The organism is Streptomyces sp. NBC_00178, from assembly GCF_036206005.1.
Taxonomy (GTDB): domain Bacteria; phylum Actinomycetota; class Actinomycetes; order Streptomycetales; family Streptomycetaceae; genus Streptomyces.
The window spans coordinates 3,930,278-3,956,553 of the sequence record NZ_CP108143.1; the positions used below are offsets into that span (position 1 = coordinate 3,930,278).

The following is a 26,276-nucleotide window of genomic DNA, read 5'->3' on the forward strand; positions in this document are numbered from 1 at the left end:
TACGGCGCCCCCGGGCAATCGGGGTGAAGATTTTTTCCTCAGGTTTTTCCGTGTGCTGCTCCGCTCCGATATCGCGGCGTGATCCGGGCCACTCCATATCTACCCGCGTAGAATTTCCGGCCAGGTACGCTGAGTGGACCCGCGGGGATCTGGGGAACCCCTCGGAACACAGCCGCACCACACCACCGGGAGTGCCAGTGGCACGCGTCGTAGTCGACGTCATGCTCAAGCCGGAGATCCTCGACCCGCAGGGACAGGCTGTGCAGCGCGCACTGCCTCGTCTCGGCTTCGACGGAATCGCGGACGTTCGTCAGGGAAAGCGTTTCGAGCTCGAGGTCGAGGGGCCGGTCGACGATGCCGCCCTCGCCCGTATTCACGAGATCGCCGAGACCTTCCTCGCCAACACCGTCATCGAGGACTTCACCGTCAAGGTGGAGGAGGAGAAGTGACCACCCGTATCGGAGTCGTCACTTTTCCCGGCACGCTCGACGACCAGGACAGCCTGCGGGCCGTACGGATCGCGGGGGCCGAGCCCGTATCGCTCTGGCACCGTGACAAGGACCTGCACCAGGTCGACGCCGTCATCCTGGCCGGCGGATTCAGTTACGGCGACTACCTGCGCGCCGGCGCCATCTCCCGGTTCTCGCCGGTGATGGAGACGGTCATCGCGCAGGCGAAGGCCGGTATGCCGGTCCTCGGTATCTGCAACGGCTTCCAGATCCTGACCGAGGCGCACCTGCTGCCCGGCGCGATGCTGCGGAACAATCACCTCCACTTCATCTGCCGCGACCAGAAGCTGCGGGTGGAGAACGCGGAGACCGCCTGGACCTCGGACTACACGGCGGGCCAGGAGATCTCCGTACCGCTGAAGAACATGGACGGCCGGTACACCGCCGACGAGCGCACGCTCGACGAGCTGGAGGCCGAGGGCCGCGTCGCCTTCCGCTACGCCGACGTGAACCCGAACGGCTCGCTGCGCGACATCGCCGGCATCACCAACGCCGCGGGCAACATCGTCGGTCTGATGCCGCACCCGGAGCACGCCGTCGAGCCGCTCATCGGCACCGGTCGCACCGACGGCCTGGGTTTCTTCACCTCGATCATCAAGAAGCTGGTCAACGCATGAGCCTCGACACGGTCAAGCACGCGGCCGAGACGCCGGACGCCGGACAGCCCTGGAAGGAACTCGGCCTCAAGGAGGACGAGTACGCCCGCATCCGGGAGATCCTGGGCCGCCGTCCCACCGGCGCCGAGCTCGCCATGTACTCCGTGATGTGGTCCGAGCACTGCTCCTACAAGAGCAGCAAGGTCCACCTCAAGCAGTTCGGCGAGAAGGTCCCCGCGAACGACGCGATGCTCGTCGGCATCGGCGAGAACGCCGGTGTGGTCGACGTCGGCCAGGGTTACGCGGTCACCTTCAAGGTCGAGTCGCACAACCACCCCTCGTACATCGAGCCCTACCAGGGCGCGGCCACCGGCGTCGGCGGCATCGTGCGCGACATCCTCGCCATGGGTGCCCGTCCGGTCGCGGTCGTCGACCCGCTGCGCTTCGGTGCCGCCGACCACCCCGACACCCGGCGCGTCCTGCCCGGCATCGTGGCGGGCATCGGCGGTTACGGAAACTGCCTCGGTCTGCCGAACATCGGCGGCGAGGTCGTCTTCGACGCCTGTTACCAGGGCAACCCGCTCGTCAACGCCGGCTGCATCGGCGTGATGAAGCACGAGGACATCCACCTCGCCCAGGCCTCCGGCCCCGGCAACAAGGTCATCCTCTACGGCGCCCGCACCGGCGGCGACGGCATCGGCGGTGTCTCCGTGCTGGCTTCGGAGACCTTCGACGACACCAAGCCCACCAAGCGCCCCGCCGTCCAGGTCGGCGACCCGTTCCAGGAGAAGCTCCTCATCGAGTGCACCCTGGAGATCTTCAAGGAGAAGCTCGTCGCGGGCATCCAGGACCTCGGCGGCGCCGGGCTCTCCTGCGCCACGAGTGAGCTGGCCTCCGCGGGATCCGGCGGCATGCGCGTCGAGCTGGACACCGTGCCGCTGCGCGACTCCTCCCTCTCGCCCGAGGAAATCCTCATGAGCGAGTCGCAGGAGCGCATGTGCGCGATCGTCGAGCCGCAGCACGTGGACCGCTTCCTGGAGATCTGCGAGAAGTGGGACGTCATCGCCACCGTCATCGGTGAGGTGACCGAGGGCTCGCAGCTGGAGATCTTCTGGCACGGCGAGCAGATCGTGGACGTACCGCCGCGGTCCGTCGCGCACGAGGGCCCGACCTACCACCGGCCGTTCGCCCGGCCGTCCTGGCAGGACGCGCTCCAGGCCGACGACGCCGGCAGGCTCGCCCGCCCGGCGAACGCCGCCGAACTGCGCGAGCAGGTCCTGAGGCTGGTCGCGTCGCCGAACCAGGCCTCCAAGTCCTGGATCACCGACCAGTACGACCACTTCGTGCAGGGCAACACGGTGCTCGCGATGCCCGAGGACGCCGGCATGGTCCGGATCGACGAGGAGTCGAACCTGGGCGTGGCCATGGCGACCGACGGCAACGGCCGTTACGCGAAGCTGGACCCCTACACGGGCGCGCAGCTCGCGCTGGCCGAGTCGTACCGCAACGTCGCCGCGTCCGGTGCCAAGCCGCTCGCCATCTCGGACTGCCTGAACTTCGGTTCGCCCGAGGACCCGGACGTCATGTGGCAGTTCGCGGAGGCCACCCGTGGTCTCGCGGACGGCTGCCTGGAGCTGGGCACCCCGGTCACCGGCGGCAACGTGTCGCTGTACAACCAGACCGGTGACACGGCGATCCACCCGACGCCGGTCGTGGCCGTGCTCGGTGTGATCGACGACGTCACCCGGCGCACGCCGGTCGCGTTCGCCGAGGAGGGGCAGCTGCTCTACCTCCTGGGCGACACCCACGAGGAGTTCGGCGGCTCGGCCTGGTCCGAGGTCGTCCACCAGCACCTCGGCGGCATGCCGCCCAAGGTCGATCTGGGCCGCGAGAAGCTGCTCGGCGAGATCCTGATCTCCGCCTCCCGCGACGGCATGATCGACGCGGCGCACGACCTCTCCGACGGCGGCCTGATCCAGGCGGTCACCGAGTCCTGCCTCCGGGGCGGGAAGGGTGCCCGGCTGGTCGTCCCGGACGGTCTGGACGCGTTCACCTTCCTGTTCTCGGAGTCGGCGGGCCGCGCGGTCGTCTCGATCCCGCGCAGCGAGGAGCTCCGCTTCAACGACATGTGCGGTGCGCGGGGTCTGCCCGTCGCCCGGATCGGTGTCGTGGACGGTGACGAGATCGAGATCCAGGGCGAGTTCAGCATCCCGCTGGACGAGCTGCGCACGGCGCACGAGGGGACTCTGAAGGGTCTGTTCGCCTAGGTTCTGCCTACGCCGAAAGCCCCCGTCCGGGTCGACCGGACGGGGGCTTTCGGCGTTCTCACGGAAACTCGTTGATGGATGTTACGTAATTACGTAAGGTTGTGTTCTGTGGAGCTTGAGGAACGCGTCGCCGAACTGGAGCGCCGGCTCGCGGTGCTGGAGGCGGCGGCGGGTGGCGGCAGGCCGGAGCTGGGCGACGGCGACTTCTGGGCGCTGGACGGTCTGAAGGACCAGCTCGGCCTGGTCGGGGACGCCGCGGCCGACGGCGGGGTGCTGTTCACCGGCGTCGTCCGGCTGCCCGCAGGTGAGCGCTACGAATGGCAGTACGGCGCGCTCACCGAAGGACTCCTGGGCACCGACGAGGACCGCCCCGACTGGACGGAGGCCGCCGAACCGCTCGCGGCCCTCGGCCATCCCGTACGCCTGCGGCTGCTCCGCGAGATCCTCGCGGGCCGTCGCACCGCCGCCGAACTGGCCGCGCTCGACCAGACGGGCACGACCGGGCAGGTCTACCACCACCTGCGGATGCTCACCGCCGCAGGCTGGCTGCACACGACGGGGCGGGGGCGTTACGAGGTGCCGGGCGCCCGGGTCGTGCCGCTGCTGGTGGTCCTGACGGCCGCCCGGCCGTGACGGGCGGGCCGCACGGGACCGCGTGACATCCGCAGGACGAGACCGGCAGGACGAGACCGAGGGGGGCCACATGCCCGTACGCAAAGCCGCGATGATCGTCTACCGGTGCTGCTGGATCGTCTTCGTCGCCCTGGTGCTGGTGGGCTTCCTCGCCGAACCGGTGGTCCCCTACGGGCTGACCTTCGTACCCGCCGCGGTGGCGGTCGTCATCGGACTGCTGGTGGGCCGCCGGGGCCGTGAGGAAGCGGCCGAGGAGCGGTCACCGGTGGAGATCGCGCCGCCGGTGACGGGGCGCTGGACGGCGCTCAACAGCCCGGCGGACAAGGTCCCCAGCCACGGCACCCACGGTTACGGCCAGTCCCACGCGATCGACATCGTCGCGGAACCCGGCACGGGCGGACGGCCGCCCTTCAGGTGGCTGTGGCCGGTGGTCCGGCCGAACACCGACTTCCCGGCCTTCGACGCCCCGGTCCTCGCGGTCGCGGACGGCACCGTCGTGCACGCGAGCGGGGGCCGGCGTGACCACCTCAGCCGGAACTCCGGTCCCGCCCTGGCGTATCTGATGCTGGTGGAGGCGTCGCTGCGCGACATGTCGGGCGCGCGCGGGATCTTCGGGAACCACGTCGTGCTCGACCTGGGCGAGGGCGTGTACGCCGTGTACGCCCATCTCCGCCGCGGTTCGCTCCAGGTGGCGGCGGGCGACACCGTGCGCGAGGGGCAGCCCATCGCCCGGTGCGGGAACTCGGGCAACTCCACCGAACCGCATGTGCACTTCCAGCTGACGGACCACCCCGACCTCGACGTGGCACGAGGAGTGCCGTTCACCTGGCGGGGCGTCGGTGTCCCTGCCGGAGGTGAGGCCTTCGTGGTCCAGGAGACCGTGCGCGGCGACTGATAACTTGCGGGGCGCCACGCGAGGTCGAACTGACGGGGGGCCGATGATGGACGACGACGGCACGCGCGCCGAAGCGGACGGTTCCGCAGGGCGGGGGCGTCTGCGAAGAGTCCTGAACACGGGAGTCGTACTGGTCGCCGTGGCGGGGATCGGCCTCAGCGTCTGGGCGATCGTCAGCGACGTGCTCGACCTCCGCACCCGGGACGAGAGCCGTGAACGCATAGAGGCGGGGTGCGGCGGACTCGTCGACCCCGACCAGGTGCTCGCACTCGGAGGCGGCGTCGACCGGGTGAAGCTCTCCGACCGCTACCGCCTCAGCACCGCGCGGAGTGACAGCCGTTGCGTCGTCTACCGGGTGGGTGATCCGGGGACGACGTACGGACACGTCTCGCTCGACCTCACCCTGTACCCGGCCAACCCGAACGCCGACGAGCACACGGTGGGCGCCGACCACGACCCGTTCGACTACTTCACCACCGAGAACAAGGACGACGTCACCGCCGCTGCGCAGTACACGCTGCCGCATCCGCTGGGTGACGGCGCCCTGGGGGAGTACGACGCCCGCTCGGTGACGGTCAGGGCCCTCTGCGCGGACGGGGGCCGGGTCTCCTCCGTCAGGGTCCGGGCCAAGGCCATGTACGAGGGCCCCGTCCCGTCCGGCGACCGCCGCGGCCTGACCGTCCTGGCGCGCCAGGCGGTGCGGCGGGCCGCGGCGGAGACGGACTGCCGGGCCGAACTCCCCGCCGTGCCGTCCGCGTTCCCCGAGCCCGCCACCGCGCTCGTCCCGGCCGCGGAAGCGGGCGGCACCTGCGCCTGGTACACACGGCACACCGCCGCCCACGGGCAGGGCGCGCTCCCGGACCGGGCACTTGCCGCACCGGCCGGGAAGGCCGGCGCCCATGACTCCTGCCTGCTCGCCATGAGCCCGGAGGGGACCGAGAGGATCTGGCCGGCCTACGAGAAGAGGTACCCGGACGGCACGGACCTGGACAAGGCGCTGACCGTGCGCCCGCCGTGGATGCAGACGGACACCCTGGTCGGCGACGGCACCAGGGGATTGCGGACCCGCTACAGCCGGACCTCGATGCTTCCCTCCTCGGCGGGAGCGGCCGACGGCGTCCTGTGGGCCTCCTCCGTCTGCGGCGGCAGGCCCGCCCTGCACCTCATGCAGGTGTCCTTCCCGTACGACGACATCCTCCGGGACCGCCTGGAGCCCCTGTTCCGGGCGTACGTCGAGGACGCCACCGCGCGCCGGGGCTGCACCCGTGTGGTCCTCCCCACGGCCGCGGACATCGCAGGGTCCTGAAACGCTGGGCGGAGGGGCGCCGGGCCCTGAACGCCGGGTGGAGGGCCGCCCGGGCGTGGCCTCCGTGGGGGAGGGCCCGGTGTCACAGGCGCCGGTTAGTCTCGCCCGTATGCCCCCGGCCAAGAAGCGCCCGCGCGCCTACGACCTCAGCCGGACCCGCACGGCGGTCCTGGCGCAGTTCGCACACGTCCAGGCCGCCGTCCGCGCCTTCACGCCCGGGCAGTTGTCCGGTCCGTCCGGGCTGGGGGAGTGGACCGTGCGGGACCTCGCGGCGCACGTGACCACGGTGCTGGAGCGGGTCAGCCGCGAGCTGGAACTGCCGGCGCCACCCGGCGTCACACCGCAGCTCACCCTGCTGGAGTGGCCCCTGTCCACGGCGCCGCGGGCCGAGGACATCGCGGACGACGCCAGAGCCCTCGCCGCGGGGCGGCCCGGACTCGGCTCGCTCTACGAGGAGACGGCCGAGCGGTTCGCCCGGCTCACCGCCGGCGCCCCGGGGGAGCGGCTCGTGACGACCCGGGCGGGCACGATGCGGCTGGGCGACTTCCTCGTCACCCGTACCGTCGAACTCGCCGTCCACGCCGACGATCTCCACCGGGCGACGGGTCTCGCCATCCCCCACGACCGTCAGGCACTGGCCGCCTGCACCCGGCTGCTCGCCGACGCGCTCGCGGACAGGGCTCCCGGCGGCTCGGTCGAGGTGCGGGTCCCGCCCTTCGCCGTCGTCCAGTGCATCGGCGGCCCCAAGCACACCCGGGGCACCCCGCCCAACGTCGTCGAGACGGACCCGCTCACGTGGCTCCGGCTGGCGACCGGTCGCACGGGGTGGGCGGAGGCGCTCGACGGGGCCCGGGTCAGTGCCAGCGGCGAGCGGGCGGATCTTGCCGCGCTGCTCCCGCTGATGAGCTGAACGGAACCGGATCGACCGGTCGTCCCGTCCCATGGCCATGCGCACACAACGTATGCCTGTCAGTGTCCTTGCCCTCGTGACCACCTTCACCCTTGCCGCCTGCGGTTCGGAGTCGGGCTCCGGAGCGGCATCCGGGGACTCCGGGGACGGCAGCGGCACCGTACGCACCGAGCCGGCCCTGACCGGTGTCCACTGGAACGTGTCCTCCCTGACCGTCGGCGGAAAGAAGAGGACCGCGCCCGCCGGGGCCCACGTGGAGATCGGCCCCGGGGGGAAGGCCACCGGAAGTCTCGGGTGCAACCGCTTCACCGCCGACGTCCGTGTCGACGGTTCCGCCGTCACCGTCGGACAGGGCACCACCACCGAGATGGCCTGCGCGGACGACGTCCAGGAATTCGAGGACGCGATGGGACGGGCCTTCCGCGGCACGCTGGAGGCGGCGGTCACCGGGCGGGGCGACGCGAGGACCCTGACCCTGACGACCGCGCAGGGCGACTCGATCGCCCTGCGCTCCGAACCCCCGGCCGCGCTCACCGGAACCGCGTGGAAGGTGAGCGGCCTGCACACCGGCGGTGTCGCGTCCTCCCTGCCCGAGGGCACGAAGGACGAAGCGCGGCTCACCTTCGGCGAGGACGGCACGGTGGAGGGGAACCTCGGGTGCAACTCCTTCCACGGCAAGGCAGCCGTCTCCGGCTCCACGATCACCTTCGGGCCCCTGGCCTCGACCCGGAAGATGTGCCCGGGCGGCGCCATGGAACTGGAGCGGGCCCTGCTCGGCGCCATGAAGGGGGAGACGACGTACACGATCGCGCACCGCACCCTGTCGCTCACCGCGAAGGGCGGCGAGGGACTCGACGCGACCGCGCCCCCGGCCGGGCACTGACCCGGGACCGTCTCGGAACCTCGGATGTCCGTCCGGCACGGGAGCGGACCGAGCGGACGCGGGCGTCCGGCGCCGGGCCGCAGCCACCGCCGGGGGCCAGGGGCCGCCGCGAGGCGGAAGCGGGCGGCCGGGGGCCTTCGCGGCAGTCACCGACCGCGCACGGACCGGCGGCCGGAAGCCTCCGACGAGGCGTTCACCCGGGGCCACGGGGCTCCGGCGGAGACCGTCCGGTGTGAGGCTCGCCACGATGCGGGCGGCCGGCGCGGTCCGGTCCGGCCCGGCGGCCGGGCTCGCCGAACGCCACGGGGGAGCCGTCGGCGGGGCCGGACGGCCGACAGGACCGACCCGTCGGTAACCGGCGCCCATCCCGGGCCACGGGCGCCCGGCACCGTTCTCGGGCCCGGGTGGGCAACCGACCATGATCACGCGTAGTGATCATCCGTACGCGCCCCGGGCCGCCTGCCGGGGGCCCGCACCCGTTCGCCCGAGGCAGTCCAGGAGCCCCCGTCGGAGGTTCGCCCAATTCGGACCGGTGGTCGATCTCGCCTACACTCGGTGGCGTGCCTCGTGGTGATGGACGACTCAACCACGACCTGCTCCCCGGAGAGAAAGGCCCCCAGGACGCTTGCGGCGTCTTCGGTGTCTGGGCTCCCGGCGAAGAGGTCGCCAAGCTCACCTATTTCGGACTGTATGCCCTGCAGCACCGTGGACAGGAGTCCGCGGGCATCGCAGTGAGCAACGGGTCCCAGATCCTGGTCTTCAAGGACATGGGACTGGTCTCGCAGGTCTTCGACGAAACGTCTCTGGGATCGCTCCAGGGCCACATCGCGGTCGGTCATGCCCGTTACTCCACCACCGGTGCCTCGGTGTGGGAGAACGCGCAGCCGACGTTCCGTGCCACCGCGCACGGCTCGATCGCCCTGGGTCACAACGGCAATCTGGTCAACACGGCCCAGCTCGCCGAGATGGTCGCCGACCTTCCCCGTAAGGACGGCCGTGCCACCCAGGTCGCGGCGACCAACGACACCGATCTGGTGACCGCGCTGCTCGCCGGGCAGAGAGACGCCGACGACAAGCCGCTCACCATCGAGGAAGCCGCCACTACGGTGCTTCCCCAGGTGAAGGGCGCCTTCTCGCTCGTCTTCATGGACGAGCACACCCTCTACGCGGCCCGTGACCCGCAGGGCATCCGCCCGCTGGTCCTCGGCCGGCTCGAGCGCGGCTGGGTGGTGGCCTCCGAGTCCGCCGCCCTGGACATCTGCGGTGCGAGCTACGTCCGCGAGATCGAGCCGGGTGAGCTCGTCGCCATCGACGAGAACGGCCTGCGCACCTCCCGCTTCGCAGAAGCGAAGCCGAAGGGCTGCGTCTTCGAGTACGTCTATCTCGCCCGCCCCGACACCGACATCGCCGGGCGCAACGTCTATCTCTCGCGTGTGGAGATGGGCCGGAAGCTGGCCGCGGAAGCCCCCGTCGACGCCGACCTGGTCATAGCGACGCCGGAATCGGGAACCCCCGCCGCCATCGGTTACGCCGAGGCGAGCGGAATTCCGTTCGGAGCCGGACTCGTCAAGAACGCCTACGTCGGCCGGACCTTCATCCAGCCCTCGCAGACGATCCGCCAGCTGGGCATCCGCCTCAAGCTGAATCCGCTCAAGGAAGTCATCAAGGGCAAGCGCCTGGTGGTCGTCGACGACTCGATCGTCCGCGGCAACACCCAGCGTGCCCTGGTGCGGATGCTCCGCGAGGCCGGTGCCGCCGAGATCCACATCCGGATCTCGTCCCCGCCGGTCAAGTGGCCGTGCTTCTTCGGCATCGACTTCGCCACGCGGGCGGAGCTGATCGCGAACGGCATGACCGTCGATGAGATCGCCACCTCCATGGGTGCGGACTCGCTCTCGTACATCTCGCTCGACGCGATGGTCGAGGCGACGACGATCGCCAAGCCGAACCTGTGCCGCGCCTGCTTCGACGGCGAGTACCCGATGGAGCTCCCGGACCCGGAGCTGCTCGGCAAGCAGCTGCTGGAGACCGAGCTGGCCGCCGGCCCCGCCGCGACCGCGGCTGCCGACGCGCTGCGTCGTCCGTGATCCGGACCGACCGGCCGCTTCCCCACCAGCCCCGCACTCCCACACGAAAGATCCCGGGCCATGTCTGAGACAACAGGTGCTTCCTACGCCGCGGCGGGCGTCGACATCGAAGCCGGTGACCGCGCCGTCGAGCTGATGAAGGAGTGGGTGAAGAAGACGAAGCGCCCCGAGGTCGAGGGCCTCGGCGGCCTCGGCGGGTTCGCCGGTCTCTTCGACGCCTCGGCGCTCAAGCGCTACGAGCGCCCGCTGCTGGCCTCGGCGACCGACGGCGTCGGCACGAAGGTAGACCTGGCCCGGCAGATGGGCGTGTACGACACCATCGGCCACGACCTCGTCGGCATGGTCGTCGACGACCTGGTCGTGTGCGGGGCCGAGCCGCTCTTCATGACCGACTACATCTGTGTCGGCAAGGTGCATCCCGAGCGTGTCGCGGCGATCGTCAAGGGCATCGCCGAGGGCTGCGTCCTCGCGGGCTGCGCCCTGGTGGGCGGCGAGACCGCCGAGCACCCCGGGCTCCTCGGCCCCGACGACTTCGACGTCGCCGGAGCGGGCACGGGCGTGGTCGAGGCGGACCGCCTCCTGGGCCCGGAGCGCATCCGCGAGGGCGACGCCGTGATCGCGATGGCGTCCTCCGGTCTTCACTCCAACGGGTACTCGCTCGTGCGCCACGTGGTCTTCGACCGTGCCGGATGGACCCTGGACCGTCAGGTCGAGGAGTTCGGCAGGACGCTCGGTGAGGAGCTCCTGGAGCCCACGAGGATCTACTCCCTGGACTGCCTCGCACTGACCCGTACGACCGAGGTGCACGGCTTCAGCCACGTCACCGGCGGCGGTCTGGCCAACAACCTGGCCCGGGTGATCCCGGACGCGCTCCACGCCACGGTCGACCGCGGCACGTGGACCCCGGGCGCCGTGTTCGATCTGGTCGGCAAGGCCGGCAAGGTCGAGCAGCTGGAGCTCGAGAAGACCCTCAACATGGGTGTCGGCATGATCGCGGTCGTGCCCGCCGACTCGGTCGACGCGGCACTGACGACGCTGGCCGACCGGGGTGTGGACTCCTGGGTCGCGGGCGAGATCACCGCGCGCGGTGACCACGCCACGGGTGCCGAGCTGACCGGTAGCTACGCACGGTAGGACGTCGTGTCCGCCGGTCCCGGCCCCGGGCCGGACCGGCGGCGGGCCGCGTACGAGCGGTGCACCCGACGGGAGCCCCGTCGTTGCCGGGCCCGGACAGCACAGAACCCGGTCCGGGCGGACCCGGACCGGGTTGATGTGTCAGAGCGAGGTCAAGCGCCGCGGCGCTGTGACGACGGACCGGACTGTTCGTCCTCGTCCGCGTCCTCGTCGTCGTTGTACAGATCCGCGTACTGTGCGTACGGGTCATCTTCCTCGTCGTCGTCCTCGAACGGCTCCGCGTTCGGTGGCTGACTCGAAGGCGATGCGCCCAGCTCATTGGCCAGACGCGACAGGTCCGTCCCGCCGCTGCTGTACTTCAGCTGGCGGGCGACCTTGGTCTGCTTGGCCTTTGCCCGGCCGCGCCCCATGGCTCGACCCCCTCGGTGACGGGGCTCGACGGCCCCAGAGTCTTGACACGCGTTCATGTTTCAGGACGGACTCTCGGCTGAGAGACCGCGCCCGTGGCTTTAACGGTACCTGCTTCCTCGGCCATACGGTACGCCGCCCGCATCACGTGCCTTCGCGCAGGACCGTCGAGGAGCCCTTCCTCGCTGGTCAAGACCGATTTTAACCTCTTGTGGACGGCCGACCCGCCGACCTGGGTGAGTCTTGTCTCCCCAGGGCGGGCCGGCCGCTCCGGGAACCCGTGCGCGGCCGCGCCGGCGCCCCCCGCGGGCCGTCCGGCGGCGGGGGACGGAGCTCGCGCGGGACGGGTCAGCGGCGGCGGGCCTCCGCCATCCGCTGCTCGGCGATCCGGTCGGCCGCGGCGGCCGGCGGAATCCCGTCCGCCTTCGCACGTGCGAATATGGCCAGCGTCGTGTCGAAGATCTTCGAGGCCTTCGCCTTGCACCGGTCGAAGTCGAAACCGTGCAGTTCGTCGGCGACCTGGATGACGCCACCGGCGTTCACGACGTAGTCCGGTGCGTACAGAACCGAACGGTCGGCCAGGTCCTTCTCGATACCCGGGTGCGCCAGCTGGTTGTTGGCGGCTCCGCAGACGATCTTCGCGGTGAGGACGGGGACGGTCTCGTCGTTCAGGGCGCCCCCGAGGGCGCACGGCGCGTAGATGTCGAGGCCCTCGGTGCGGATCAGCGCGTCCGTGTCCGCGGCCACGGCGACCTGCGGGTGCAGGTCCGTGATCCGGCGGACGGACTCCTCGCGCACGTCGGTCACGACGACCTCGGCGCCGTCGCTGAGCAGGTGCTCGACCAGGTGGCGGCCCACCTTGCCGACGCCGGCGACGCCTACCTTGCGTCCGCGCAGCGTGGGATCGCCCCAGAGGTGCTGTGCGGAGGCCCGCATGCCCTGGAAGACGCCGAACGCGGTGAGGACGGAGGAGTCGCCCGCGCCGCCGTTCTCGGGGGAGCGGCCGGTGGTCCAGCGGCACTCCCGGGCGACGACGTCCATGTCGGCGACGTAGGTGCCGACGTCGCACGCGGTCACGTACCGGCCGCCGAGCGAGGCCACGAACCGGCCGTAGGCCAGGAGCAGTTCCTCGGACTTGATCTGCTCCGGGTCACCGATGATCACGGCCTTGCCGCCGCCGTGGTCGAGCCCGGCCATGGCGTTCTTGTACGACATGCCGCGCGACAGGTTCAGCGCGTCCGCGACGGCCTCCGCTTCGGAGGCGTACGGGTAGAAGCGGGTGCCGCCGAGGGCGGGACCCAGGGCGGTGGAGTGGAGGGCGATGACGGCCTTGAGGCCTGTGGCGCGGTCCTGGCAGATGACGACTTGCTCGTGGCCGCCCTGGTCCGAGTGGAACAGGGTGCGCAGCACGTCGACAGGTACGCCGGTCACATCGGTCACTGTGGTGACTCCCAAGTACGAAGCGGCGGAAGACCCTCCTGAAGGTGGGGAGGGTCCCGGCCGGACCGGCAGCGGCCGGTCCGACTGGGCAAGAGCGTAAGTCCTCGGGACACGCGGATCCGCGCGGGTGCGCGGGATCACCCCCTGGTGGAGTACCGGCATGACACGATTCACCGCATGTCGGTGGTGTCTTCGGTGCTCGTCCCCTACACGTCCTATCTGCGGGTGTACGAGCCGCTCGCCGCTTTCCGGGAGCCCGAGAGAGGCCACTGGGCCCGTTACGCGCAGCGGTCGGTCCTGCCCACCGCGCAGGACGAACTGCGACGCTCGCTGGCGGACTTGGTGCCCACCCCGCCGGTGCCGGTTCCGGTGCACGAGAGCGGGGACGCGTTCGTGGCGGAAGTGGACGGCGTGGTGTGCGTGTGCCCGTGGCGCACCCGGATGCGGAGCTGGATGGCGCTCGGCGAGCTGGGGGGTCTGTTTCCGGCCACCGTGCTCGACGCGGTGCTGCCCCCGGTGGTGCGGGGCCAGGCGGCGGCGGACTACGAGCGGTGGTCGGAGCGGAACCCGGACGCCCGTCCCTGGATCCGGACGACGGTGTGGCACGTGCCCGTGCGCTGGTTCGTCCTGTTCGACGACGAGGAGCGCGAGTACGTCGCGGCCGGCGCCGACGGCGGGCGGCCCTCCCTGCGCTACCGCACCCCGATGGTGCAGGCGCGGCGGCGGCTGGCGAGGGCGTTGCGGACGCTGCGGGAGACGGTCGACGAAGGGCCGCTGACCGAGGGGCTCGTGGACGTCGGGCGCTGGCTGGAGGAGTTCCATCCGCGCGGTCTGGTCGAGCTCGACTACGGCGGCCTCGTGCACGCCCTCTCCGGCGAGCAGCTCGCGGGTGACCGGTCGGCCGCGGACGTGGCCGAGGGCATCGCGGCCCTGCGCGCCGGGGACGGCGACGCCGCGGGTGTCGCGTACGGGCGTCTCGCCGACCGCTGGCGGGCGGTGCGCGACCTCCAGTCCTCCAACTAGCGCGAAGTAGTGTGAATTGGAACGCAACGTCGCATAGAGGTGTTCGGGGCAGGGAAGAGACATCCCGTGAGGTGTCCGACATCCGTGGGCACCGGGGAGGCCGGCGGAGGTGGGCGGGATGCCGTGACAGGAGCCGAGAGGCGCGTGACCGTGTGCCAGGTGTGACGCGTGCGACAGGTGAGGCGAGGATGCGCTGGTCCAGGCCTTGGGACCTACGTCCTGAACCGGGCCTTTGTCTCAAGCGTGACGGACAGCACTAACGGGGCCCTTGCGCCCTTCCCTACTCCTCATGCCAAAATAGGACAAGGAGTCCGGGGAGGGCTCCGTTCGCCTAACTATGGGCGTCATGCTTCGCATTGCACGCTATGGGGGGTCTGACGACTTCTGACGACTCCTGGTTGACCTGTGACTGATCGTTACTGGGGCGTGACTGTCCGCTATGGCATGGTCCATCGGCTTCCGTCGCTGATGAACACCTGGGAGGGCAATTCCATCGGTTTGGCCGACGTGGCTGGACGGATGGTGTAGTTGTAGTGCCGAGGACAAGCCGTTCGTCCTATAACCGACTCGGCCCGCGTCCGCCATTTCGGGCAACGTGGGTCAAGGTGCAGAATTTAGAGGAAAGAACCGAGATGGTTCGGTTCTCCCGAGGAGGCCGCTCATGACCGCTCGCACCCCTGATGCCGAGCCGCTGCTGACCCCGGCTGAGGTCGCCACGATGTTCCGCGTGGACCCGAAGACGGTCACCCGTTGGGCAAAGGCTGGCAAGCTCACGTCCATCCGCACGCTCGGTGGACATCGCCGGTACCGCGAGGCAGAGGTCCGCGCACTGCTTGCGGGTATCCCGCAGCAGCGCAGCGAGGCCTGACACACCCCTGTCGCCGCAGCCATAACAGGGCTCCGGAGGTCCCCCAACCCCCGGTGATCCCACAGATAGCTCCACACGACGGGCGCCCGCCCCAACGGGCGCCATACCTGTGACATGCGGGTTCGTCGTTCGATCGCGCTGGACTCCGCCGGGTCCAGCGCGATCTGCGTTTTCCGGGAGCGCGGGGGCGCGGTCGTCCCGGCGTGCGCGCCGGCCCTCGAACGGGGCGTTCCGGACGGGCTGTTCCGAGCACCGGCGCCGGTCCTCCGAACCGGCCGACGGGTCGGTTTGCGTGGCCCGGCGTGTGAGTGTGGGCGGGACTGTTCGGGACTGTTCGCCCGGGTCCCGGACGTCGTGGGGCAGCTCGTGCGGAACGGTCCGGGATGTACTCCACGGGGAGTGCAATTGCACATATTAAATTCCCCAGTTGTAGGAAGTGCGTAAGGTGCCCCTTCCGAAAAACTGGTTCAGTGACTCGCGTCACACCGGAGCGCGCCCCGCCGGGCGCGGGCCTGTCGCTCCGGGAGTGGTGTCCGCGGCGGTCGGCGGGTCACGCCCCGGCGGCGCTTGTGTCATCGGGAGGCGCTTCGCGGCGGCCCTGAGAGCGCTCCCCGGAGGGGGTGTCGCCCTCCGGGGGCGGATCGTGCGGGCCGGCCTCGCCCCAGGCGTCGCTCCCGCGGCCGTCGGCGGCGCTCTCCGGGCCCGCGGGCGGCTGCGCCTTCATGCCCGATTCGGCGGGCTCCGAAGGCTCCTGTGGGGCCGTCAGGGGCTCCATGGCCAGTCGCAGCAGCCGATGGCACACAGGGCAGTGACGGGTGAGGTGGCGATAGCCGGACGCCGCCGCCAGATGGGCGCGCAGCAGCGCGCGGGTCTCGTGCCTTGCCGTGGACGCGGACATGCGCGCGACCTCCCGGTGGACCCCGCCGCCCCCTGCCGGGTGAACCGGGGCGGACTTCCGTCCTACGGGGGTACCCGCGTCCGGAGCCGTAGTCAAGACGCGAGAAAGCCCGGATCCAGGGGATCCGGGCTTTCATCTACTGCGGTCCTGACGGGATTTGAACCCGCGGCCTCCACCTTGACAGGGTGGCGAGCACTCCAAACTGCTCCACAGGACCTCGTTTTCGCTGCTTGCCTTGCGGCCTGCTGCGAAACGAGACTCTACAGGAGGTCGGCGGGCCAGGTCGAACTCACCCACCGTGCGGGGACCGTCACGGCCCGGCGCCCGGTCCGCTCAGGGCGCCGCCGCGTCGATCGCCTTCACGATCCGCTTGTCCGAGACGGGCTGCGCGGTGCCGAGGGCGTGCGCGAAGTAGCTCACCCGCAGCTCCTCGATCATCCAGCGGATGTCCAGGACCTCCTGCGGCACGGGCCGTCCCTGCGGGAGCTGTTCGAGGAGCCAGGCGTACTCGTCCTGCATCTCGTGGACCTTCTCCATGCGCGTCGTGTCCCGCTGGGCGTTGGACGGCATCTGCTGCAGCCGGCGGTCCTCGGCGACCAGGTAGCGCATCAGGTCGGGCAGCCTGCGCAGGCCCGTCGCGGTGACGAACCCGGCCGGCATCAGACGGGCCAGGTGGTCCCGTACGTCGGTGAGGTTGTCGATCAGGACCAGGCTGTTCACCGTCTTGAGCCGGCGCTCGCAGGCCTGCCAGGCCGCCAGGATCTGCTGCACCTGGCCGACCGTGCGGACGGTGAGGTCCACGAGGTCGGCGCGCACCTTGTCGTACAGCGTGCGGAACGACGCCTCGTCCCAGGCCGGTCCGCCGTGAGCGGCGATCAGCCGGTCGGCCGCCGCCGTCGCGCAGTCGTCGAACAGCGCCTGGATGGAGCCGTGCGGATTCCGGGACAGCGCCAGCTTCTGCTGGTTGGTGAGCTTGTCCGAGGCGAACTTGGCCGGACTCACCGGGATGTTCAGCAGGATCAGCCTGCGGGTGCCGCGCCACATCGCCTGCTGCTGCTCGGCCTCCGTGTCGAAGAGCCGTACGGCCACGGTCGCGCCCTGGTCGACGAGCGCCGGGTACGCCTTCACCGGCTGGCCGGCGCGGCGGGTCTCGAAGACGCGGTTCAGGGTGCCGATGGTCCAGCCGGTGAGGCCCGAGCGCTCGACGGACTCCCCCGAGGGGCCCGCGGTGGCCGCCGCCGCCTTGGAGAGGGCCTGGCGGGCCTTGGGTCGCAGCTGGATCCTCAGCGCCTCCAGGTCCTTGTCCTCGGCGACCTTCCGGCGGCGTTCGTCGGTGATCCGGAAGGTGATCTTCAGGTGGTCGGGGACCCGGGACAGGTCGAAGTCGTCGGCCGTGACCGGCACGCCGACCATCCGCTGGAGCTCGCGGGCGAGCGTGAGCGGCAGGGGTTCCTGCAGCGGGACCGCCCGGTCGAGGAACGTGGCCGCGTAGTTCGGCGCGGGGACGTAGTGCCGGCGGATCGGCTTGGGCAGCGAGCGGATGAGCTCGGTGACCACCTCTTCGCGCAGGCCCGGGATCTGCCAGTCGAAGCCCTCGGACGTGACCTGGTTGAGCACCTGGAGCGGGATGTGGACGGTCACGCCGTCGGCGTCCGCGCCCGGCTCGAACTGGTAGGTCACCCGGAACTTGAGCTTCCCCTGCCGCCACGAGTCCGGGTAGTCGTCCTTGGTGACGGCCCCGGCCTTCTCGTTGATGAGCATCGAGCGCTCGAAGTCGAGCGCTTCGGGCTCGTCGCGGCGCTTGTGCTTCCACCAGGAGTCGAAGTGGGCCCCGGAGACGATGTGCTCGGGAATCCGCTGATCGTAGAAGTCGAAGAGCGTCTCGTCGTCGACGAGGATGTCGCGGCGCCGGGCCCGGTGCTCCAACTCCTCGACCTCGCCGAGCAGTTTGCGATTGTCATGGAAGAACTGGTGGTGCGTGCGCCAGTCACCCTCGACCAGGGCGTTCCGGATGAACAGGTCGCGCGACGCCTCCTGGTCGATACGGCCGAAATTGATCTTGCGCTGGGCGACGATCGGTACCCCGTAGAGCGTGACCCGCTCGTACGCCATGACCGCCGCCTGGTCCTTCTCCCAGTGCGGCTCGCTGTAGGTGCGCTTCAGCAGGTGCTCGGCGAGGGGTTCGATCCACTCCGGCTCGACCTTCGCGTTGACGCGCGCCCACAGCCGGGACGTCTCGACCAGCTCGGCCGACATCACGAAGCGGGGCTGCTTCTTGAACAGCGCGGAGCCCGGGAAGATCGCGAACTTGGCGTTGCGGGCCCCCACGTACTCGTTCTTCTCGGTGTCCTTCAGCCCGATGTGCGAGAGGAGACCGGAGAGCAGGGAGGTGTGCACCGCCTGCTCGGGGATCCCCTCGTCGGCCTTGGGCTCCTCGACGCTGATGCCCATCTGCTTGGCCACCGTGCGCAGCTGCGCGTAGATGTCCTGCCACTCCCGGATGCGCAGGAAGTTCAGGTACTCCTGCTTGCACATCCTCCGGAACGAGGACGAGCCGCGCTCCTTCTGCTGCTCGCGGACGTAGCGCCAGAGGTTCAGGTACGCCAGGAAGTCCGACGTCTCGTCCTTGAAGCGGGCGTGGTTCTGGTCGGCCTGGGTCTGCTTCTCCGCGGGCCGCTCGCGCGGGTCCTGGATGGACAGCGCGGCGGCGATGACCATGACCTCGCGGGCGCAGCCGTTCCTGTCCGCCTCGATGACCATGCGGGCCAGCCGCGGGTCGACGGGCAGCTGGGAGAGCTTGCGGCCGAGGGGGGTGAGCCGCTTTTTCGGATCCTTCTCGCCCGGATCGAGTGCCCCCAGCTCCTGGAGCAGCTGGACGCCGTCGCGGATGTTGCGGTGGTCCGGCGGGTCGATGAAGGGGAACTTCTCGATGTCGCCGAGGCCGGCCGCGGTCATCTGGAGGATCACGGAGGCCAGGTTGGTCCGCAGGATCTCCGGGTCGGTGAACTCCGGCCGGGTGACGAAGTCGTCCTCGGAGTACAGCCGGATGCAGATGCCGTCCGAGGTACGTCCGCACCGGCCCTTGCGCTGGTTGGCGCTGGCCTGGGAGATCCGCTCGATGGGCAGCCGCTGGACCTTGGTGCGGTGGCTGTAGCGGGAGATGCGGGCGTTGCCCGGGTCGATGACGTACTTGATGCCGGGGACGGTCAGCGAGGTCTCGGCGACGTTGGTCGCCAGAACGATCCTGCGCCCCGTGTGGCGCTGGAACACGCGGTGCTGCTCGGCGTGCGACAGGCGCGCGTAGAGGGGCAGCACCTCGGTGTGTCTGAGGTTGCGTTTGTTCAGGGCGTCCGCGGTGTCCCGGATCTCGCGCTCGCCGGAGAGGAAGACCAGCACGTCGCCGGGGGCCTCGTGGCCGAGCTCGTCCACCGCGTCGCAGATCGCGGTGATCTGGTCGCGGTCGGAGTCCTCGCCCTCCTCTTCGAGCAGCGGGCGGTACCGCACCTCGACCGGGTACGTACGCCCGCTGACCTCGACGATCGGAGCCTCGCCGAAGTGGCGTGCGAACCGTTCGGGGTCGATGGTCGCCGAGGTGATGACGACCTTCAGGTCCGGGCGCTTCGGCAGCAGCCGGGCCAGGTAGCCGAGCAGGAAGTCGATGTTCAGGGACCGCTCGTGGGCCTCGTCGATGATGATCGTGTCGTAGGCCAGCAGCTCGCGGTCCGTCTGGATCTCGGCGAGCAGGATGCCGTCCGTCATCAGCTTCAGGTACGTCGACTCCGGGTTCACCTGATCGGTGAAGCGGACCTTCCAGCCGACGGTCTCGCCGAGCGGTGTCTTCAGCTCGTCGGCGACCCGCTCCGCGACCGTGCGGGCGGCGATCCGCCGGGGCTGGGTGTGCCCGATCATGCCCCGGACGCCGCGCCCCAGCTCCATGCAGATCTTGGGGATCTGCGTGGTCTTGCCGGACCCGGTCTCACCGGCGACGATCACGACCTGGTGGTCGCGTATCGCCTCCAGGATCTCGTCCTTCTTCTGGCTGACCGGGAGCTCGTCGGGGTACGACAGCGCGGGCAGCCGGGCCGCGCGCGCGGCGAGGCGCCCGGCCGCCTTGCCCGCTTCGGCCGCGATCTCGTCCAGCACGGACTGTCGGGCCTCGGGCTTGCGGATGCGGCGCGCTCCTTCGAGGCGCCGGCCGAGCCGGTTCGCGTCGCGGAGCGAGAGCTGTCCGAGCTGGGACTGGAGATCGGCGAAGGAAGTAGACATACGGATCCCAGGATCTCACCCGGGCGTGAGGAGTGGCGAACCCATTTCGCACCGGGCCTGTCATGCGGGCGGGGATGCGTCACACCGGTGACCGAGCGGTCATGGGTGGTCACAGGCCGTACCATTTCGGGCAGCTGGTCACCCCTTCCCCGTCCGAGGCGGTTCCGTGTCCCCATCGCAGTGGCGCAGCGCGGCGGCCGTGCGTGACACCGGGCCGCGGGTGGTCCGGACGCCGGCCGCTGCCGCCGGGGCCCTGCGGCGCCGGGGGATAGCCGGCCCCGCCGCACGCTCCGAGCCGAGTGTGCAGGCGGGTCCCCCGATCCGTTCCCCCTGCCCAGCAGACACCCCCGCACCAGCCCGGAGTGCCGCATGCCCACGCCCCAGCGCACCTCGTCGCCCCTCCTGAAGCCGCTGCTCATCGGCCTCGCCGTCGCGCTCGCCGCGGGACTGCTCGGCTTCGTCTCCTATGTGGCCACCGCTCCCGACGGCGCCGCGTCCGACGCACCGGCCGTCCGCACGACCGAGGACACGGACCCCGACGTCCAGCGCGAACTGGCGCGCCTCGCCCGCCGCGACGCGGGCGACAAACTGGCCCAGGGCCGCACCGACGCCCCCGTCGTCCTCATCGAGTACGCCGACTTCCAGTGCGGCTACTGCGGCAAGTTCGCCCGGGACACCGAACCCGAACTGATCCGGAGGTACGTCGACGACGGCACCCTGCGGATCGAGTGGCGCAACTTCCCGATCTTCGGCGAGACGTCCGAGGCGGCGGCCCGCGCGGCCTGGGCCGCGGGGCAGCAGGACCGCTTCTGGGCCTTCCACCGGGCCGCCTACGCCGAGGACGCCAAGGAGAAGGGCTTCGGCAAGGCCCGGCTCAGGGCCCTCGCCGCACAGGCGGGCGTCAAGGACCTCGACCGGTTCGCGCGCGACGCCGACAGCCCGCGGGCCGCGGAGGCGGTCCGGGCGGACAAGGAGCAGGCCTACGGGATCGGCGCCACCTCCACGCCGTCCTTCCTCGTCAACGGCCGCCCGCTCGCCGGCGCCCAGCCGACGGCCGTCTTCACTCAGGCCGTCGAGGAGGCGGCGGCGGAGGCCGCGAACGTCGGGAACGCGGGCAATGACGCCGGGAACCGGGCGAAGTGACCCCCGGCATCGGCTACTTCGCGGCCCTGCTCGGCGGACTGCTCACCCTGGTCAGCCCGTGCAGCGCCCTGCTGCTCCCCGCCTTCTTCGCCTACACCGTCGACTCCCCGACGCGGCTGCTGGCGCGCACCGGGATCTTCTACACCGGTCTCGCCACCACCCTTGTCCCGCTCGGCGCGGCGGGCTCGTACGCCGGGCGGCTGTTCTACGGCCACCGCGACGCGCTCGTCCTCGGTGCGGGCTGGCTGATCATCGGACTCGGCCTCGCGCAGATCGCGGGGCTGGGCTTCGCCTCCCGCCGGATCGCCGCGCTCAGCGGCCGCATCCGGCCCACGACGGCACTGTCCGTCTACGCCCTGGGCGCGGTCTACGGACTGGCCGGCTTCTGCGCGGGCCCGGTCCTCGGCGGCGTCCTCACGGTGGCGGCCGTCAGCGGCAGCCCCGCCTACGGCGGGCTGCTCCTCGCCGTCTACGCCCTGGGCATGGCCGTACCGCTGTTCGTGCTCGCGCTCCTCTGGGAGCGCTTCGGTCTGGGCCGCAGGGCCTGGCTGCGCGGGCGGACGCTGCGCGTCGGCCGCCTCGGGGTGCACAGCAACTCGCTGCTCTCGGGTCTCCTCTTCGTCGGACTGGGCGTCCTGTTCCTCGTCCGTGACGGGATGGCCGCACTGCCTGGACTCCTGGATGTGGACGCCTCGTTCGCCGTCGAGCAGTGGGTGCGGCGGGTGGGTGCGGGCGTACCGGACGCGGCGGCCCTGGGCGTGGTGGTGGGTGTGGCACTGCTGGTGCCGGTCGTGCACGTGGTCCGGCGGCGCCGCGACGGGTGACGGGGTGCGGGTACGACGAAGGCCCCGTCCGTGGACGGGGCCTTCGGGTGGTGGCTGGGGCCGGGATCGAACCGGCGACCTATCGCTTTTCAGGCGATCGCTCGTACCAACTGAGCTACCCAGCCACGCAGCTCATACGGGCTGCAGCGGTCCTGACGGGATTTGAACCCGCGGCCTCCACCTTGACAGGGTGGCGAGCACTCCAAACTGCTCCACAGGACCAAGCTAATGTGCGAGACAAGTCTCGCACACGGTAAAGCGTGCCCCCAACGGGATTCGAACCCGTGCTACCGCCTTGAAAGGGCGGCGTCCTGGGCCACTAGACGATGAGGGCTAAGGGCCCACCTGCGCGCTTTCCAGCGCGTCGGGGACGTGAGAAGCATATGGGATGCGGGGAGGTATCGCCAAAACGGTTTACGGGGAGGTCGTCGGGACGCTCGGCGAGGGCGACGGGGAGGTGAGGTTCTCCTCCGGGAGGTGGCGGCCGACCTCGGCCGTCGTGAGGCCGAGCCCGCCCAGCGTGATCTCGTCCCAGGCCTGCAGATGCCGGGTGGAGCGGTCCAGGTAGAGCACGGAGGCGCGCACCTTCTCGGGCTTCTCGTTCTGCACGGCGCGCAGGCCGCCGCCGCCCGTGGAGCCCTCGACCTTCAGTCGGGTGCCCAGGGGGAGCAGTTCGTTCACCCGGTGGTGGAGATGGCCGGCCAGGACCAGAGGAACCGTTCCGTCGGTCTCCCGGGCCGCGTTCGGGTCGTGGGCGACCGCGATGTCCACCGGGGTGCCCGCACGCTTCTGGTCGCGCAGCGCGGAGGCGAGCCGCATGCCTGCGAACTGCTCGGCGGCCTTGCCGCCCCTGGGACGTGCGCGGTCGGGGGTGAACTGGGGGTCCCCGGTGCCCGCGATGCGCAGTCCGGCCACGTCCACCGCGTCGCCCTCGTCCAGGACGTGCGCGTTCCTCGTCTTCTCCAGATACGCCTGGGTCACTTTGGAGTCGTGGTTGCCCCGCACCCAGACGTAGGGGGCGCCGAGGTCGCGGACCGGGTCGAGGAAGCCGTTCTCGGCGGCCGTGCCGTGGTCCATCGTGTCGCCGGAGTCGATGATCACGTCGATCTCGTACTGCTCGACCAGCGAGGCGATGATGTGCCAGGCGGCCGGGTTCAGGTGGATGTCGGAGACGTGCAGGACCCGGATGGTCCCGGGGTCCGGCTGGTAGACGGGCAGCGTGGACGTGGCGTCGTACAGCTTGGTGACGTTGGTGACCAGGCGTGCCAGCTCCTGCTGGTAGACGTCGAACTCGGTGACGATCGACCGGGCGTCGCCGACGACCGAGGGGGCGCTGGAGAGCAGCCCGGAGAACTTCGGCTCCAGGACCGACTTCGGGTTCCAGGTGGCGTACGCGCTCACGCCCGACGCCGCCAGCAGCGCCAGCGCGAGTCCGCCGGCGGCCAGCGCGCGGCGCGGGCGCCGGTAGACGACGAGGCCGAGGGCCGTGGCCCCCGACACGACGGCCACGCACGAGCGGAAGGCCAGCTCACGGGTGCCGGAAGCGACGTCGTCGGTGACCTCCTGCTGCAGTCCCGACAGGCGCTCGGGGTGCTTCACCAGGGCCTGGGAGCGCTCCGGGTCCAGCTGGTCGACGTCCACGTCCAGGCGGACCGGGGCGTGGTGGGAGTCCAGCTCCAGGGCGCCCAGCGGGGACACGTTGATCTTGGTCCCGCCGCTCACCGACGGCCGCAGGGTCATGGTCGTGTCCATGGGGCCCACCGGCGTCCGCACACTGCCGACCACCAGCAGCCCGAGCCAGGCGCCCAGCACCACCACCGCCAGCATCACGAAAGCGCGCCGCCAGGGGTGCGCGGCCGGTGCGAGACCGACGGCCGCGGGGGTACGGGAGCGGGACGGGCGGAGTCGGCGGACACGGGCGGCTGCGGCGTGGAACGGGCGTGCCATTGGGCGCGTATGCCCCGAACGGACGGCGGACATGCGGACCGGCGGGCGGCCGTGGGCCGGGCGGGTGGCCTTCGGACGCCGTGCGGCCCGCCCGCGGGTGGCCGCCGTACGTGACAATGGCCGGGTGCTGGAGATGACGCGCGAGGAGTTCGAAGAGCTGGTGAGCCTGGCTCTTGACCGTGTCCCGCCGGAGCTGATGCGGCTGATGGACAACGTCGCGGTGTTCGTGGAGGAGGAGCCGGAGGACCCCGGGGACCGGGAGCTGCTCGGCCTCTACGAGGGCACCCCGCTCACCGAGCGGGGCGAGTGGTACGCGGGTGTGCTGCCGGACCGGATCACCATCTACCGGGGCCCGACGCTGCGCATGTGCGAGACGCGCGAGGACGTCGTCGCCGAGACCGAGATCACCGTCGTCCACGAGATCGCGCACCACTTCGGCATCGACGACGAGCGGCTGCACGAGCTGGGGTACGGGTGAGCAGCCAGAGCCCCCCGCCCGAGCACCCGTCCGTCGACCCGGACGTCGACCTGTCGGTGCCCGCGCAGCGCGCGGAGATGAGCGGCGCGGGCAGGTGGCGGGTCCTGGCCGTGGTCGCGGCCGGCGGCGCGGCCGGGTCGGCGGCGCGCTACGCGGTGACCCTCGCCGTGCCCGCCGCGGAGGGCGGTTTTCCCTGGGCGGTGTTCGCCGTCAACGTGGCGGGCTGCGCGCTGATCGGTGCGCTGATGGTGCTGACCGTCGAACTCGGCAGGATCACGCACCCGCTGGTGCGGCCCTTCCTGGGGGTCGGGGTGCTCGGCGGGTTCACCACGTTCTCGACGTACGCCGCCGGGGTGTCGGACCTGCTGGTCCGTCAGGAGGTGGCGACCGCGACCGCGTACGCCGCCGTGACGGCCGTCGCGGCGCTCGCCGCGGTGTGGGGGGCGGCCGTGCTCACCCGGGCGCTGGCCGGCGCGACGGGGCGGGCGTCGTGAACTGGCTGCTGGTCGTCCTCGGAGGGGCCGCCGGGGCACCGCTGCGCTACCTGACGGACCGTGCGGTACAGGCGCGGCACGGCGCCGGGCTGCCGTACGTGTTCCCGTGGGGGACCTTCACGGTCAATGCGGCGGGCAGCCTGCTGCTCGGGGTGCTCACGGGCGCCGCGGTGTCCTCGCCGGTCTTCGCGCTGCTGGGGACCGGCCTGTGCGGGGCGCTGACGACGTACTCGACCTTCTCGTACGAGACGCTGCGGCTGGCCGAGCAGGGGCGCGGCTTCCTGGCGGGTGCCAACGTGCTGGCGTCGCTGCTGGCCGGGCTCGGGGCGGTCTTCCTCGGGGCGGAGGTGGCGGGCGGTTTCGGCGGCGCCGGGGGCTGAGCGGGAGGACCGCCGCGTGTACGGGAGTGGTGCCGGGGCGTGTCCCCGGCGGGGGCGGGGGAGTTGAACACGTCGCCCCCGTCCCTCTCCGCCCCGGAGGTCCATCCCGTGCGCCAGTTGTCCGCCCGCGTCCGCTGGGCAGCCGTCACCGCGCTGACGATCGCCGCTTCCACCGGCTGCATGAGCGTCGGCGACGACGCAGGAGACCCGTCACCCTCGCGCCAGGCCGACCGGAAGGGGTCCTCGGCCCGGCCGGACGGGGGAACCGCGTCCGGCTCCGGGTGGTCCGGTTCCGGCGGCGGGCGTGCCGAGGCGCAGTCCGACCGGCACGATCCGCGCCGCAAGCCGGACGCGAAGTCGCCGGGCCGCGGCCCGTCGGCCGGTCCCGAGGACACGCCCGGAGTGCCCGGTGTCCCCGGCACTCCGGAACCGACGCACGGCGGACCGCTGCCCACGCCCGAGCCGAGTGCCCCCGGCCCCGGCGAGCCGCCGCCCCCGCCGGTGTCCCCGGAGCCGCCCCCGCCCTCGCCCGATCCGGAGCCGTCGCAGCAGCCCGAGCCGCCCACGGCGTCGCCGGCCGCGGCGCAGTTCCGCACCGACGCGATGGGGGCGCCGGACCGGGTGGACGTGTGGCCCACTCCGAGGGCATCGCCGCAGGTCGCGCCGGTGTGAGCGTCGATCGGGAGGACCCGGTTTGCGCGAAGTGGGGGAGGGTGCGTATGGTAGTAGATCGTTTGATCCCATTGCCCGGCGCCGACACAGAAGAGCGCCGTGTGGCGCGTACTCTCCCTTGCCGTGGCTGGACCGCATTGAGGCGGTCGAAATTGCGAAAACACGGAGTTACGGGCGCGTGCCGAGACTCCGGAAGGTTTCGCATTTCGCATGTC

23 protein-coding genes and 4 tRNA genes are annotated in these 26,276 nt (G+C 71.2%); 18 read left to right on the forward strand and 9 right to left on the reverse strand.

The genetic code is table 11. The features are described 5' to 3' along the window. Positions 1 to 197: 197 nt before the first annotated feature. The 10 genes from purS (at position 198) to purM (ending at position 11,220) form a co-directional block, all read left to right on the forward strand. Positions 198 to 449 (forward strand): phosphoribosylformylglycinamidine synthase subunit PurS, encoded by a 252-nt coding sequence (purS, locus tag OHT61_RS17035; protein WP_327116445.1) that lies wholly within the window; start codon positions 198 to 200, stop codon positions 447 to 449. After that, a complete protein-coding gene (gene purQ, locus OHT61_RS17040) occupies positions 446 to 1,126 on the forward strand; it encodes a phosphoribosylformylglycinamidine synthase subunit PurQ (RefSeq protein WP_327116443.1) in 681 nt (226 codons plus the stop codon). The genes purS and purQ overlap by 4 nt, the downstream gene beginning before the upstream one ends. Further along, positions 1,123 to 3,372 (forward strand): phosphoribosylformylglycinamidine synthase subunit PurL, encoded by a 2,250-nt coding sequence (gene purL / locus OHT61_RS17045; protein ID WP_329039369.1) that lies wholly within the window; start codon positions 1,123 to 1,125, stop codon positions 3,370 to 3,372. Before purQ ends, purL begins: the two co-directional genes overlap by 4 nt. A 108-nt stretch (positions 3,373 to 3,480) precedes the next feature. Continuing rightward, positions 3,481 to 4,005 (forward strand): ArsR/SmtB family transcription factor, encoded by a 525-nt coding sequence (locus tag OHT61_RS17050; protein ID WP_329039371.1) that lies wholly within the window; start codon positions 3,481 to 3,483, stop codon positions 4,003 to 4,005. A 70-nt stretch (positions 4,006 to 4,075) separates the two neighbouring features. Further along, positions 4,076 to 4,900, forward strand: coding sequence for a M23 family metallopeptidase (locus tag OHT61_RS17055; protein WP_329039374.1), 825 nt, complete (start codon positions 4,076 to 4,078; stop codon positions 4,898 to 4,900). A 43-nt stretch (positions 4,901 to 4,943) separates the two neighbouring features. After that, a complete protein-coding gene (locus OHT61_RS17060; protein ID WP_329039377.1) occupies positions 4,944 to 6,206 on the forward strand; it encodes a hypothetical protein in 1,263 nt (420 codons plus the stop codon). Between the two features lie 109 nt (positions 6,207 to 6,315). Beyond that, positions 6,316 to 7,116, forward strand: coding sequence for a maleylpyruvate isomerase family mycothiol-dependent enzyme (locus OHT61_RS17065; RefSeq protein WP_329039379.1), 801 nt, complete (start codon positions 6,316 to 6,318; stop codon positions 7,114 to 7,116). 31 nt (positions 7,117 to 7,147) lie between these two features. Beyond that, positions 7,148 to 7,999, forward strand: a complete 852-nt coding sequence (locus OHT61_RS17070) for an META domain-containing protein (RefSeq protein ID WP_329039381.1) — start codon at positions 7,148 to 7,150, stop codon at positions 7,997 to 7,999. A gap of 560 nt (positions 8,000 to 8,559) precedes the next feature. Next, a complete protein-coding gene (gene purF / locus OHT61_RS17075; protein ID WP_329039382.1) occupies positions 8,560 to 10,086 on the forward strand; it encodes an amidophosphoribosyltransferase in 1,527 nt (508 codons plus the stop codon). A gap of 60 nt (positions 10,087 to 10,146) precedes the next feature. After that, positions 10,147 to 11,220 carry a phosphoribosylformylglycinamidine cyclo-ligase gene (gene purM / locus OHT61_RS17080; protein WP_329039384.1) on the forward strand — a complete coding sequence of 358 codons (1,074 nt, stop codon included), beginning with the start codon at positions 10,147 to 10,149 and terminating at the stop codon, positions 11,218 to 11,220. A gap of 152 nt (positions 11,221 to 11,372) precedes the next feature. Here the strand turns inward: purM and OHT61_RS17085 are convergent, their stop codons facing one another. Continuing rightward, positions 11,373 to 11,630 (reverse strand): DUF3073 domain-containing protein, encoded by a 258-nt coding sequence (locus OHT61_RS17085; protein ID WP_073750911.1) that lies wholly within the window; start codon positions 11,628 to 11,630, stop codon positions 11,373 to 11,375. Between the two features lie 346 nt (positions 11,631 to 11,976). Further along, positions 11,977 to 13,068 carry a Leu/Phe/Val dehydrogenase gene (locus tag OHT61_RS17090; RefSeq protein ID WP_329039387.1) on the reverse strand — a complete coding sequence of 364 codons (1,092 nt, stop codon included), beginning with the start codon at positions 13,066 to 13,068 and terminating at the stop codon, positions 11,977 to 11,979. Positions 13,069 to 13,245: 177 nt separating this feature from the next. Between OHT61_RS17090 and OHT61_RS17095 the strand changes: the two genes are divergently transcribed. Beyond that, positions 13,246 to 14,091, forward strand: coding sequence for a hypothetical protein (locus OHT61_RS17095; RefSeq protein ID WP_329039389.1), 846 nt, complete (start codon positions 13,246 to 13,248; stop codon positions 14,089 to 14,091). Between the two features lie 661 nt (positions 14,092 to 14,752). Continuing rightward, the gene (gene bldC, locus OHT61_RS17100; RefSeq protein WP_003949541.1) at positions 14,753 to 14,959 is read left to right on the forward strand and encodes a developmental transcriptional regulator BldC; all 207 of its coding nucleotides are present in this window, start codon (positions 14,753 to 14,755) and stop codon (positions 14,957 to 14,959) included. Positions 14,960 to 15,509: 550 nt separating this feature from the next. Here bldC and OHT61_RS17105 read toward each other — a convergent pair. From OHT61_RS17105 to hrpA, 3 genes are all read right to left on the reverse strand, one after another. Continuing rightward, positions 15,510 to 15,857: a DUF6274 family protein gene (locus tag OHT61_RS17105; RefSeq protein ID WP_329039391.1), complete on the reverse strand. Its 348-nt coding sequence runs from the start codon at positions 15,855 to 15,857 to the stop codon at positions 15,510 to 15,512. A gap of 142 nt (positions 15,858 to 15,999) precedes the next feature. Beyond that, positions 16,000 to 16,074, reverse strand: a tRNA-Asp gene (locus OHT61_RS17110). Between the two features lie 116 nt (positions 16,075 to 16,190). Then, positions 16,191 to 20,123, reverse strand: coding sequence for an ATP-dependent RNA helicase HrpA (hrpA, locus tag OHT61_RS17115; protein WP_329039393.1), 3,933 nt, complete (start codon positions 20,121 to 20,123; stop codon positions 16,191 to 16,193). 369 nt (positions 20,124 to 20,492) lie between these two features. Here hrpA and OHT61_RS17120 point away from each other — a divergent pair, with 369 nt between their 5' ends. Next, positions 20,493 to 21,266 (forward strand): DsbA family protein, encoded by a 774-nt coding sequence (locus OHT61_RS17120; protein WP_329039395.1) that lies wholly within the window; start codon positions 20,493 to 20,495, stop codon positions 21,264 to 21,266. Then, positions 21,263 to 22,090 carry a cytochrome c biogenesis CcdA family protein gene (locus OHT61_RS17125; protein ID WP_329039397.1) on the forward strand — a complete coding sequence of 276 codons (828 nt, stop codon included), beginning with the start codon at positions 21,263 to 21,265 and terminating at the stop codon, positions 22,088 to 22,090. The genes OHT61_RS17120 and OHT61_RS17125 overlap by 4 nt, the downstream gene beginning before the upstream one ends. A gap of 48 nt (positions 22,091 to 22,138) precedes the next feature. Here OHT61_RS17125 and OHT61_RS17130 read toward each other — a convergent pair. From OHT61_RS17130 to OHT61_RS17145, 4 genes are all read right to left on the reverse strand, one after another. Beyond that, positions 22,139 to 22,215 (reverse strand) — tRNA-Phe (locus OHT61_RS17130). 22 nt (positions 22,216 to 22,237) lie between these two features. Further along, positions 22,238 to 22,312: transfer RNA gene (locus OHT61_RS17135), tRNA-Asp, on the reverse strand. Between the two features lie 39 nt (positions 22,313 to 22,351). Next, positions 22,352 to 22,424: transfer RNA gene (locus OHT61_RS17140), tRNA-Glu, on the reverse strand. A gap of 80 nt (positions 22,425 to 22,504) precedes the next feature. Beyond that, positions 22,505 to 24,037, reverse strand: a complete 1,533-nt coding sequence (locus OHT61_RS17145) for a metallophosphoesterase family protein (protein WP_329039398.1) — start codon at positions 24,035 to 24,037, stop codon at positions 22,505 to 22,507. Positions 24,038 to 24,161: 124 nt separating this feature from the next. Here OHT61_RS17145 and OHT61_RS17150 point away from each other — a divergent pair, with 124 nt between their 5' ends. The 4 genes from OHT61_RS17150 (at position 24,162) to OHT61_RS17165 (ending at position 26,061) form a co-directional block, all read left to right on the forward strand. Continuing rightward, entirely contained in the window at positions 24,162 to 24,515 is a 354-nt protein-coding gene (locus OHT61_RS17150; protein WP_327116409.1) for a metallopeptidase family protein, read from the forward strand. Between the two features lie 77 nt (positions 24,516 to 24,592). Then, positions 24,593 to 25,009 (forward strand): FluC/FEX family fluoride channel, encoded by a 417-nt coding sequence (locus OHT61_RS17155; RefSeq protein ID WP_329043295.1) that lies wholly within the window; start codon positions 24,593 to 24,595, stop codon positions 25,007 to 25,009. After that, positions 25,006 to 25,389, forward strand: coding sequence for a fluoride efflux transporter FluC (locus OHT61_RS17160; protein ID WP_329039399.1), 384 nt, complete (start codon positions 25,006 to 25,008; stop codon positions 25,387 to 25,389). Before OHT61_RS17155 ends, OHT61_RS17160 begins: the two co-directional genes overlap by 4 nt. A gap of 108 nt (positions 25,390 to 25,497) precedes the next feature. Beyond that, entirely contained in the window at positions 25,498 to 26,061 is a 564-nt protein-coding gene (locus tag OHT61_RS17165; RefSeq protein ID WP_329039400.1) for a hypothetical protein, read from the forward strand. Positions 26,062 to 26,276: the final 215 nt, after the last annotated feature.